This is a genomic window from Blautia sp. NSJ-175 (assembly GCF_022867815.1).
In the GTDB taxonomy this organism is placed as follows: Bacteria; Bacillota; Clostridia; order Lachnospirales; family Lachnospiraceae; genus Blautia; species Blautia celeris.
Genome location: NZ_JALIFQ010000001.1, coordinates 333,254 through 345,117 on the forward strand (window position 1 = coordinate 333,254; position 11,864 = coordinate 345,117).

General features: G+C 48.2%; 7 protein-coding genes. 6 read left to right on the plus strand and 1 reads right to left on the minus strand.

Annotation, left to right across the window (positions count from 1 at the left end):
- Positions 1-10 precede the first annotated feature (10 nt).
- The 5 genes from MUB35_RS01600 to MUB35_RS01620 all read left to right on the plus strand — a co-directional run bounded on the left by MUB35_RS01600 (position 11) and on the right by MUB35_RS01620 (position 9,645).
- On the plus strand, positions 11-2,056 hold the full coding sequence (locus MUB35_RS01600; protein WP_118743378.1) for a glycoside hydrolase family 31 protein: 2,046 nt from the start codon (positions 11-13) through the stop codon (positions 2,054-2,056).
- Positions 2,044-3,993 carry a glycoside hydrolase family 127 protein gene (locus tag MUB35_RS01605; RefSeq protein ID WP_330426575.1) on the plus strand — a complete coding sequence of 650 codons (1,950 nt, stop codon included), beginning with the start codon at positions 2,044-2,046 and terminating at the stop codon, positions 3,991-3,993. Before MUB35_RS01600 ends, MUB35_RS01605 begins: the two co-directional genes overlap by 13 nt.
- Positions 3,994-4,362: 369 nt before the next feature.
- Positions 4,363-7,638: a UvrD-helicase domain-containing protein gene (locus tag MUB35_RS01610; RefSeq protein WP_118743380.1), complete on the plus strand. Its 3,276-nt coding sequence runs from the start codon at positions 4,363-4,365 to the stop codon at positions 7,636-7,638.
- Between the two features lie 25 nt (positions 7,639-7,663).
- A complete protein-coding gene (locus tag MUB35_RS01615; RefSeq protein ID WP_118743381.1) occupies positions 7,664-9,139 on the plus strand; it encodes a bifunctional metallophosphatase/5'-nucleotidase in 1,476 nt (491 codons plus the stop codon).
- A 17-nt stretch (positions 9,140-9,156) separates the two neighbouring features.
- A complete protein-coding gene (locus MUB35_RS01620) occupies positions 9,157-9,645 on the plus strand; it encodes a GNAT family N-acetyltransferase (protein ID WP_118743382.1) in 489 nt (162 codons plus the stop codon).
- Between the two features lie 5 nt (positions 9,646-9,650).
- On the opposite strand, the gene MUB35_RS01625 is transcribed toward MUB35_RS01620, so the two are convergent.
- Positions 9,651-11,003, minus strand: coding sequence for an MATE family efflux transporter (locus MUB35_RS01625; protein WP_033139179.1), 1,353 nt, complete (start codon positions 11,001-11,003; stop codon positions 9,651-9,653).
- A gap of 164 nt (positions 11,004-11,167) precedes the next feature.
- Here MUB35_RS01625 and MUB35_RS01630 point away from each other — a divergent pair, with 164 nt between their 5' ends.
- On the plus strand, positions 11,168-11,821 hold the full coding sequence (locus MUB35_RS01630; RefSeq protein ID WP_118743383.1) for a TetR/AcrR family transcriptional regulator: 654 nt from the start codon (positions 11,168-11,170) through the stop codon (positions 11,819-11,821).
- The last annotated feature ends 43 nt before the right edge of the window (positions 11,822-11,864 follow it).

The window sequence follows — 11,864 nt, forward strand, 5'->3', positions numbered from 1 at the left end:
GACACATCGGATGAAAGGTATTGTAAAAGGTGAACAGGAGCGCTTAAGCTGGCGGTATGATGATGAACTGCTGTACATTGAGGCATGGGGCAGGGACAGCCTGCGGGTCAGAAGTACACATTTGGAGAAAATGCCGGAAAAGGACTGGGCTTTGGAACCACAGGGTGAAGTGAAGCCCATCATTAAAATCTCAGAGGATTCTGCCAGTATAACAAATGGTAAAATATGCGCAAAAATCAATACATACGGTTATATTACTTTCTATAATGAGAAGAACGAGGAAATTCTGAAGGAACGCTGGGAAACCAGGGAGGTTCCGGTGGATATGATGGCTACGGAGAATTATGCACGCGTCCTGAAAGAGTGGGGCGGCACCGTACCGAAGGCGGTTATGACTTTTGAGTCAAATAAGAACGAAAAAATTTACGGCATGGGCCAATATCAGATGGAATATCTGGACTTAAAGGGATGTGAGCTTGAACTCTGCCATAAAAATTCTCAGACAAGCATTCCTTTTTACATTTCAAATAAAGGGTATGGCTTTTTATGGAACAATCCGGCAGTGGGAACTGTTAATTTCGCGAAGAACCTGACCCGATGGACAGCAGAGGCGTCCTGCGTAATTGATTATTGGATTACGGCAGGGGAGACACCAGCCGTAATTTTGGAAAATTATACGGCAGTTTCAGGGCGGCCGGGGGAATTTCCGAAGTGGGCGTCCGGCTTCTGGCAGAGTAAGCTGCGGTATCACAACCAGGAGGAGGTACTTGAAACTGCCAGGGAATATAAGAGAAGAGGACTTCCCTTATCTGTGATAGTTATAGATTTTTTTCACTGGAAACATCAGGGGGACTGGTCATTTGACCCGGAATATTTTCCTGATCCACAAGCAATGGTGGATGAGCTGAAAGAGATGGGCGTTGAACTCATGGTATCTGTATGGCCTACAGTGGAGCCGTACAGTGAGAATTATGCCAGGCTGAAGCAATTGGGATTTTTGACCAGGGCGGACCGGGGGGTGAGGACACAGTATCATTGTCTGGGCGCTCAGGTATTTTTTGATCCAACAACACAGGGAGCAAGGGAGTTTTTATATGAAAAGCTGAAAGAGAACTATGGGAAATACGGTATCCGCATTTTCTGGCTGGATGAGGCAGAACCCGAATATCAGCAGTTTGATTATGATATTTACCGTTACCAGGCTGGCTCTGCCAGAGAAATCGGCGGCATATATCCGCTTTGTTACGGTCAGGCCATCTATGACGGAATGAAAAAAGACGGGATTGAAGACCCCATGAATCTTACCCGAAGTGCATGGGCAGGCAGTCAGAAATTCGGGACACTTTTGTGGTCCGGTGATATATATTCCAGTTTCCGTTCCTTCCGTATGCAGATTCGGGCGGGGTTAAATGCCGGTATGGCCGGAATTGCATGGTGGACAAGTGATATCGGCGGTTTCTGGGGCGGAGATCCGGAGAGTGAAGAATTCCGTGAACTTCTTGTCAGATGGTTCCAGTTTGGCGTGTTCAGTCCAATATGCCGGCTTCACGGTCATCGCCGCCCCTCAGGAACCCTGCCGGAAGTTGTGGACAGCGGGATGTTCGACTTTAATACCTGCGGACCAAATGAGGTATGGAGTTACGGAGAGAAAAATTATGGGATTCTAAAAGAGCTGTTGATGCTGCGGGAGAGAATGCGTCCCTATGTGGAGGAAACAGCAGCCGAGGCCTCCGAAACAGGACTGCCCATGCTCAGAACCCTGTTCTTTAACTATCCGGAAGATGAAAACTGCTGGGAGACTGAAGATGAAATTATGTTGGGAAGGGATCTTCTGGCAGCACCGGTCACGTATCCGGGGATGACTTCCAGAGAGGTATATCTGCCAAAAGGAGACAGATGGATCGATTACTATAATGGGAAAGTGTATGAAGGCGGGCAGACATTGATGTACCCTACACCTCTGGAAGTGATACCGTTTTTTATCAGAGAGGGATCCGGGCAGTATGAGAAAATCAGGGGACAGGCAGAGGGAGGCTTATGCGGATGGGAAAATTAGATTCGCCAAAGCTGTCAGATGTGAAGATAGAGGACAGATTTTGGAGCAGATATATTAAACTGGTGCGGGAGAAGATGCTGCCGTATCAATGGGAAGTATTGAATGACAGGGTAAACGATGCGGCGAAAAGCCACTGTATTGAGAACTTTAAAATTGCAGCAAAGGAGAGTACAGGAAAGTATTACGGAATGGTTTTCCAGGATACGGATGTGGCAAAATGGCTGGAAGCCCTGGCCTACAGCCTGGAAGGGGAGAAGAACGGCGAACTGGAAAAAGAGGCTGATGAAGTTATAGATTTGATCGGAAGGGCCCAGCAGCAGGACGGATATCTGGACACATATTATACCATTCAGGAGCCTTTGGGAAGATGGAGCAATTTAAGGGAAGGACATGAATTATATACTGCCGGGCATATGATCGAGGCTGCAGCGGCATATTATCAGGCTACGGGGAAGGACAGTTTTTTAAAGATCGTATGCAGACTGGCAGACTGTATCTGTGATACCTTTGGCCCGGATGAAGGAAAGATCCACGGATGTCCCGGGCATCCTGAGATCGAGCTGGCACTTGTTAAGCTTTACCGTCTGACAAAAGATGAAAAGTATCTGAATATGGCAAAGTATTTCCTGGATATCAGGGGCAGTCAGAGTCCCAGCCACTTTGAGGAAGAGCAGAAGATGGACGGGTTCCACCACATTTTTCCTGAGTTTGAGCATCTGGGATATAATAATATACAGGCGCATAAGCCGATACGGAAGCAGAAGAAGGCGGACGGACATGCGGTCAGGGCTTTATATTTGTATTCAGCTATGGCTGATGTGGGATACGAATGCAGAGATGAGTCTTTATTGGATGCCTGCAGAATACTATTTGATAATATTACCGGCGCGCAGATGTTTATCACCGGCAGTGTAGGGGCAGCGGCTGACGGGGAATGTTTTACCTGTGATTATGACCTTCCTAACAATTATAACTATTCGGAGACGTGTGCTTCTGTAGCGCTTGCCATGTTCTCACTGAGAATGTTCCAGGTAGAGAGAGACGGAAAATACATGGATATCGCCGAGAGGGCGCTTTATAATACAGTTCTTGGCGGTATGTCGTTAAACGGGACAGAATTTTTTTACGTGAATCCTCTGGAAGTGGTACCGGAACAGTTAAAGGCAAACAGAACCCTTCATCATGTACTTCCCTCCCGGAGAAAGTGGCTTGGTGTTGCCTGCTGCCCTCCGAATATTGCCCGTACACTTACCGGCCTTGGGAATTATATTTATTCTGAAAATGAGGATACTCTGTTTGTCAATCTTTTTATCGCCGGAAAGTGCTCAGTAAAATTAAAGGAAGGCACCATATCTGTGTCTGTCCAGACAGATTATCCCTATGACGGCAAGGTGAAAATAACAGTGGAAAACCATGAAGGAATTCCGTTTTCCCTGGCAGTACGCGAGCCTGGATGGACAAAAGTAGAGCAGATGATCAGTAAGAGCGGAAAAGAAGTTTCAGTCAGACGGGAGAAGGGATATCTGTATACTGAAAAAACAGTTTGGGAGAGCCAAGCAGAGTTTATTTTTGAGATACCTTTAAAACCTGTCCTGATGTGTGCCCATCCCCGTGTTGCTTCGGATGCAGGGAAGGCAGCAATCGTACGGGGACCTTTGGTGTATTGTCTGGAGGAAGCCGATAACGGAAAAAATCTGGGAGCTGTCGTACTGGATGCCGGCGGCAGTATAGAACCGGTATTTCAGGAGGATTTACTGGGAGGGACTACCGCTGTTTTAGCGGATGCCTGGCGTGTTAGTGAAAAGGGATGGGAAGGGAAATTATATCAGCCTGTGACGGAGCGATTGGAGAAATGCAGGGTTAAGGCTGTGCCGTACTGTATGTGGAATAACAGGGGGGAGGGGGAAATGCGTGTGTGGCTGCGGGTACGTGAGTGACAAACCTGAAAGCCGGATGTGAGTATGTGCATTGAAAAAAGGATGGCGGACACCTATAGGGTATCTGTCATCTTTTTGTTACTGTTCACGGCCAATGTTCCGGGAGGTGTTTTCCCCAAGGGGATGCTGCGCGATGCGAAGCAAAATCCCGAGGCAGCCAGCGCGATATGGAGCGGAATGCTCCATATCTGTGCATCGCGAAGCGTGTTGCTGGGCACGCAGTGAACAGTAACATCCTTTTTACATCCATGAATAATAAGAAAAGGATATTATTGAAAGTTGAAAATTCAACTGATAAAATGTTATACTAATTGATACATGATAATCGTTATGACTTTTCAACATCAAAAAGGATAAGGTGATAAAAAAATGTACATCGCAGATTTACACATCCATTCCCGCTATTCCCGCGCCACCAGCAGGGACTGCACACCGGAATATCTGGATCTCTGGGCGCGCAGAAAGGGGATTCAGATAGTCGGCACAGGTGACTTCACACATCCTGCCTGGAGGGAGGAACTTCAGGAAAAGCTGGAACCGGCGGAGGATGGGCTGTATGTGCTGAAGGAAGAATACAGAATACAGGATTCCACAGCGGCCGCAGCTATGCAGCCGCGTTTTGTCATTACAGGGGAAATCAGCTCCATTTATAAGAAAAAGGATAAAGTCCGTAAAGTACACAGTCTGATTCTCCTGCCGGGACTGGAGGAGGCGGAAATTATATCCAAAAAGCTGGAAAGCATCGGCAATATCCATTCCGACGGACGTCCCATATTGGGATTAGACTGCAGGGACCTGCTGGAAATACTGTTGGAGCTGTGTCCAAATGCCGTCTATGTGCCGGCGCATATCTGGACACCTCATTTTTCTTTATTCGGGGCTTTTTCCGGTTTCGATACAGTGGAGGAATGCTTTGATGATTTATCACCATACATTCGGGCCATGGAGACAGGACTTTCCTCAGATCCGCCTATGAACTGGAGAATATCTGCCCTTGATAAATACCAGCTTATATCAAATTCCGACGCGCATTCTCCTGCAAAGCTGGGCAGGGAGGCCAATCTGCTGGACATAGAACTTTCCTATGAGGGGTTAAAAAATGCCATTCAGGAAGGAATCGGATTGGCAGGAACCATAGAGTTTTTCCCGGAAGAAGGAAAATATCACTTTGACGGACACAGAAAATGCCATCTCTGTTTAAGTCCGGCGGAGGCTGAGAAATACAATGGTAAATGCCCTGTCTGTGGAAGGAAACTCACGATCGGAGTGTCTCACAGAGTGGAACAGTTAGCTGACCGCCCGGAAGGATTTCTAAGAGCCGATGCGAAAGCCTTTGAAAGCCTTGTACCGCTGCCGGAAGTTATCGGCGCTTCTGTGGGCTATTCCTCGGCAAGCAGAAAAGTTGTAAGACAGTATGAGGAAATGCTCCGGAAACTGGGACCTGAATTTGAAATACTGCGGGTAATGCCGCTGGAAGAAATCAGAAACGTTTCCGGGCATTTGATCACTGAGGGAATCCAGAGGCTGCGGGAAGGAAAAGTGGAGAGAGTCCCCGGTTTTGACGGAGAGTATGGCACCATAAAATTATTTGAGCAGACAGAAATAGAAAACCTGGATGGACAGTTGAGCCTTTTTGACAACACGGGCAGCATCCAGAATACGAATAAAATATCAGGCAATACAGGAACTGTACAGAGAAATAGACAGCCAGATGATGTACAGGAAAACCCCCTTCCCCCTCTACCTGCCCCGCAGGCTCTGAACCCCAGGCAGCAGCAGGCCGTCCAGTCCATAGACCGGGCAGTGGCAGTCATAGCAGGTCCGGGTACCGGGAAGACTAAGACACTCATATCCCGTATCCTCTATCTTCTGGAAACCAGAAAGGTAAAGCCCTCGGAGATAACCGCAGTAACGTTCACGAATAAAGCTGCCGCCGAGATGCAGGAGCGACTGAAGCAGCAGCTGGGAAAAGGCAGATCAGCCAGGCTGATCCAGGTAGGAACCTTCCACTCCATCTGCCTTGATCTGCTGAAAAAACAAGGTATGCAGTTTACCCTTGCCGACGAGACGGAAACCCTGGATATCGCTGCAGATATAGTAAAGAGCAGGAATCTGGGAATAAAGCCCAGACAGTTCCTCCAGAAAGTATCCCGGATCAAAACAAACAGTGATGTGTTCTCAGACCTTTCAGACGACAGGAGTGAAGAGAAAGCTCCGTCAGACCATACACCGTTCATCGCCCTTGGCATAACAGAATCCGAATATGCCGCGTACATTGAATATTGTCAGATATTAAGATCCCTGCATATCCTTGACTTTGACGACCTGCTTACGGAAACTCTGAACCTCATAAAATCTGATCCAACCATTCCGGCACAGTGTTTCAGTTATCTACACGTGGACGAATTTCAGGATATCAGCCCAATCCAGTACCGGCTGATCATGGAGTGGACAAAGCAGGGCAGAGAGCTTTTTGTCATCGGTGACCCGGACCAGTCCATTTACGGCTTCCGCGGCTCGGATGACAAATGTTTTGAACATTTAAAAAATGATTTCACAGACCTGAGCATCATCCGCCTGACCGAAAATTACCGCTCAACACCTCAGGTGATATCCGGCGCGGTCAAGGTTATTTCCCAAAATCCCGGCATGGAGAGGGTTATCCATCCCAACCGGCCGGACAGCACACCTATCCGCCTCGTTACAGCCGGAAGTGAGATGGGGGAGGCTGTCTTTACCGCCAAAGAGATCAACCGCCTGATCGGCGGGATTGATATGCTGGATGTGCAGCAAACACAGGAAACGCAGAAAACGCATACAGAGCATAAGATAAGAAGCTTTGCCGATATTGCAGTCTTGTACCGAACACACCGCCAGGCTGAACTTTTAGAAAAATGTCTGCAGAGGGAAGGCATTCCATATGTGATCGCCGGACGCGAGGATTTTCTTGCGGAAAAGACCGTCCGGGGATGTCTCTGTTTTTTCCGCTGTCTGACAGATCAGACAGACACAGTGAACAGAGATATTTGCCTGAAATTACTGTGGGACCTGGAACCCAACCAGATAAGCGGCAGTATTTTTGAAACCATGCAGGAAAAATATATTCCATTCCTGAAAAAAGGAAAACCTCAGAAAATCCTGGCACAATGGATAGAAGATATGAATCTTACAGATGATATAGCTGTAAATAAGCTTCTCGGAATGGCCGTATTCTATAAATCCATGCAGGAATTCATGGATGCCGTCAGTCTTGGCGTGGAAAGTGATCTGAAACGCTGCGGCGGCAGGCAGTATACAGCCGACTGTGTCACACTTATGACACTCCACGGCTCAAAAGGCCTGGAATTTCCGGTGACGATCATCTATGGCGTCAGAAAAGGCGCTATACCCTTTGAGAGGGAATCCCATCCAAAGAAAGAAAACAGCTCTGGTATCGGGGAGACTTTCATCACGGACATAGAGGAAGAACGCCGGCTCTTCTACGTGGGAATGACCAGAGCAAAAGAGGAACTGATACTCACCACGTCCGGTGATCCCTCTGTCTTTCTGGAGGATCTGCCGGAGGAATCGCTGCTCAGGGAAAGCGCTGATAAAAGAAAGCAAAACGATGGGGGAGAGCAGTTAAACCTTTTCGACTTCCTGTAAAAGAAGCAGACTGAGAGGAAAAAGAATGGCACAAAAGAATTTAAAACATCTTACGCTCCTGCATTCCAATGACATGCACGGCGATTTTCTGGCAGAAGAAATTGATAATGAGCTGGTGGGAGGTGTCTCCCTGCTTTCGGGTTATGTAAACCAGGTCAGGAGAGATACCCCCAATACCCTTTACATGATCGCAGGGGACATGTTCAGAGGCTCTCTTATAGATACGGAATTCAAGGGAATCTCCACCATAGAGATCATGAATGTCCTGGGGCCTGATATTGTCTCCCTGGGAAACCACGAACTGGATTACGGCATTGCACATCTGCTCTTTTTGGAGCGCTGCTGCAAATTCCCCATTGTAAACGCCAATATCTACATCAGACCCACAGGCATGCGTCTGTTTCAGTCCCACAGGATTCTTCACGTGGACGGCATGAAGATCCTCGTCATGGGACTTTTGACGGAAGATATCATGAGCAAGGCAAAATCAGACATGCTTCTGGGGACTTTCGTGGATCTGTCCGACGCAGCCAGGGAAGTGGGGATTATCTGCAACAGCTATAAAAATGTGGACATTGACTTTACCATTCTTCTGACACACATCGGATTTGCAGAGGATTTAAAGCTTGCCGAACAGCTTGACCCCAAATGGGGGGTGGATGTTATCATCGGCGGCCACAGCCACACCTATTTGGATGAACCGGCAGAGGTGAACAATATCCTCATTGTACAGGCCGGAATCGGAACAGACCAGATTGGCCGCTTCGAGATAGAGGTGAACACAGATACCAATTCTGTGGACAGCTATACCTGGGAGACAGTCCCCATCGATGACGCACACTGTGAGAAAAATGAAGAACTGGAACACCTCATCTATGATTTTAAGAGAGTGACAGATGAAAAATACGGGGCGATCCTCACCAGCATGGTGAGAAAGGCGACACATCCCAGCCGCTATCAGTCAACAAGCGCAGGCAATCTGTTCTGCGATGCATTGAAAATGCAGTTCGAACTGGATATTGTCATGCTTGGCTCAGGAAGCCTGCGTGCGGAGGAAATCGGGCCGATCATCACCGTAGGGGATCTGCTCAACATGTATCCCTATGACGAGACCCTGGTACGCATTGAACTGACGGGAAAAGAACTGAAAAAGGGAATTCTCCACGCTATGAAAAAAAGTGTCAGCGTGGATGGCAGTGATTCGGAATATTACCAGTTCAGCAAAGGCGTCCGCATGGTCTATTCCACAGGCCGGCAGGTGCTGGCGGATGCAGTGTTTAACGGAGAGGAGATTCGGGACCAGGACGTATTTGCAGTGGGCCTGGAATTGTTCCATTACAATAACATTGACAGCTTTCTGGGGCTTGACCGGGAGATCATCGAACAGCGGAAACCATCCCGGACCGTAACGGGAAATATCCGCACAGCCATTGAGGAATACTTCAGGGAACACAACGCGCTGCGCCCTGTATATGAAAAAAGAACCATAACAACAGATTGAGAAAGGGAGACTATAAAATGCAGATAATCATAAGAAACGCACGGCCGGGGGAGGGAGAAACCCTGGCTCTCATTGAGGCGGCCTGCTTTCCGGCAGCGGAAGCAGCCAGCGCGGAGGCCATAAAAGAGCGCCTGAACGCATTTCCGGAGAAGTTTTTTGTAGCGGAAACAGAGGGAAAAGCAGTGGGATTTGTAAACGGAGGCGTGACAGACGAACCTCATCTGCCGGATGAAATGTATCACGATATAAGTTTACATAATCCAGACGGAGCCTACCAGACCGTATTCGGACTGAATGTTCTGCCTCAGTACAGAAGACAGGGAATCGCGGAAATGCTCATGAAAGCCCTGATCCAGTCTGCCCGGCAGGAGGGGAAAAAGGGAATGATCCTTACCTGTAAGGACCATATGATCCATTATTACGAAAAGTTTGGCTTTGTCTGCCACGGCAGAGCGGATTCCTGCCATGGCAATGCAGTCTGGAATGATATGCGGCTGATTTTTTGACAAGACTAAGCACGCTCAAACCCATGTATCCAGTCTGCTTTCTTATAATACAGCACAAATACCACGGAGCTTAAAAACCACGTCAGAGGATAAGCCCAGAAGATCACATTGATGGACGGTATGTATTTAACGATCACAGATATGTATGACACACGCACAATGCACCAGAACACCAGCATGACCAGCATAGGCACAGAGGCCCGTCCGGAACCGCGCAGGATAGCCGCAATGCAGTGGGAGAGCGCCAGAAGGAAGTAAAACAAAGTGACAGTCCGCGCCTGGGCGGTTCCGAACCGGATCACATGGGCTTCATTGTTGAAGGCGGCAATGAGAACCGGGGCAAAGGTATAGATGAGTACCCCGATGGCCTCGGCGATCAGCATGGAGCATAGCAGGCCGAACCTGGCCCCCTTTTTTGCCCTGTCATATTCCTTTGCCCCGAGATTCTGGCTGACAAATGTGGTCAGCGCCAGGGTAAAGCAGTTGATAGGCAGGAAGACAAACCCCTCAATCTTGGAGTAAGCGCCGCACCCGGCCACTGCCATTTTCCCGAAGGCATTGATGTTAGTCTGGACGATCACGTTGGCGAAGGCAATGATAGAATTTTGAAATCCGGCCGGAAGCCCGTTTTTGATAATACGGCTGAACATGGTTCTGTCGAATCGTATCTTATTTATGTAAACCCGATAGTCCTCCGGGCAGCGTCTGAGCTTTCCGAAACACAGCACAGCGCTTAAAAACTGGGAGATGATCGTGGCAAGAGCAGCGGAGCCTACCCCCATGTGCAGGATAAGGATAAAAAATAAATCCAGCACGACATTTACCACAGAGGAGATGATCAGGTAAACCAGCGGGTGCCTGCTGTCTCCCACAGACTGCAGGATTCCCACGAACACATTGTACATAACAAACCCCAGGGAACCGGCAAAATAGATGCGGAAATATGTGGTGGACTGGGGAAGTACATCCGCGGGTGTTCCCATCCAGATCAGGATCTGAGGGGCCAGCACAACTCCCGCAAGAGTGAGCACAGCGCTTGCGGCAAGGCCGAGGGCTATGGTGGTGTGGATAGCTTTTTGAAGGCTTTCAATATTTCTGGCGCCGTAATATCTGGCAATCACCACGCCGGCGCCCATGGCAATGCCGTTGAAGAAGCCCACCATGAGGAAAATGAGATTCCCCGAGGAGCTTACCGCGGCCAGTGCATTGCTGTCCAGAAAATTTCCCACGATCAGGGAGTCTGCAGTGTTGTAGAGCTGCTGAAAGAGATTCCCCAGAAAAAGCGGGAGAGCGAACAGTATGATTTTTTTCCATATGGGACCTGAGGTCATCAGGGTTTTGGATTCTGCTGTATTCATGATAAGATAACTCCATTTATATTCAGTAAGAAAGTAAGGCCCGATAAACGGCCCTTTCATTATTTTACTCCTCATGTGGAAAAAAGCAACCGGAAAAGCTATTGACAAACATACCGTTGGTATGTTAACGTAAAGATAATCCAATGAAAATATGGAGGTATATTATGGCACGGAATAAATATCCGGAAGAGACAGTGAATCTGATCCTGGAGACTGCAGGCCGTCTTTTTGTGGAGAAGGGATATGAGCGGACATCTATCCAGGATATCGTGGATAATCTGGGAGGACTCAGCAAAGGCGCTATTTACCACCACTTTAAGTCAAAGGAGGAAATTCTCTCGGCTGTGACAGACCGTATGACAGAGCATTCAGAGGTTCTGTTAAGTCGGATAAGAGATGATGAGACGCTCACGGGGAAGGAAAAGCTCAGGAAACTTTTCTATGAATCCCTCAACCGTCCGGAACAGAAGGATATGTTCCGTTCTGCACCGCGTCTCGGAGAGAATCCGCAGTTATTGGCCATGGTAATGCGGGAAACCATTGATATCACGGCACCTATTTATCTGACTCCGATCATGGAGCAGGGGATAAAGGACGGCACTATCCATACCAAGTATCCGAAAGAGTTGGGCGAAGTCCTGCTTCTGCTTGGAAATGTATGGCTGAATCCCATGACAATGGATTCCACACCGGAAGAGACATACAGGAAATGCCTGTGTTTTAAGGAAATCCTGGATGCCATGGGGCTTGATATTGTGGGAGAGGAAACTGTTGAGAAACTGCAGGAACTGACAGAGATTTATAATGACCATAAATGATTTTCGGCTGCCCGGCAGCATAGTCTGAACCGGCAGCCCATTT

What these genes read in the sequence shown, in the direction of transcription:
- MUB35_RS01600 (WP_118743378.1), top strand. Translation starts at nt 11, where the DNA reads ATGAAAGGTATTGTAAAAGGTGAACAGGAGCGCTTAAGCTGGCGGTAT.
- MUB35_RS01605 (WP_330426575.1), top strand. Translation starts at nt 2,044, where the DNA reads ATGGGAAAATTAGATTCGCCAAAGCTGTCAGATGTGAAGATAGAGGAC.
- MUB35_RS01610 (WP_118743380.1), top strand. Translation starts at nt 4,363, where the DNA reads ATGTACATCGCAGATTTACACATCCATTCCCGCTATTCCCGCGCCACC.
- MUB35_RS01615 (WP_118743381.1), top strand. Translation starts at nt 7,664, where the DNA reads ATGGCACAAAAGAATTTAAAACATCTTACGCTCCTGCATTCCAATGAC.
- MUB35_RS01620 (WP_118743382.1), top strand. Translation starts at nt 9,157, where the DNA reads ATGCAGATAATCATAAGAAACGCACGGCCGGGGGAGGGAGAAACCCTG.
- MUB35_RS01625 (WP_033139179.1), bottom strand. Translation starts at nt 11,003, where the DNA reads ATGAATACAGCAGAATCCAAAACCCTGATGACCTCAGGTCCCATATGG.
- MUB35_RS01630 (WP_118743383.1), top strand. Translation starts at nt 11,168, where the DNA reads ATGGCACGGAATAAATATCCGGAAGAGACAGTGAATCTGATCCTGGAG.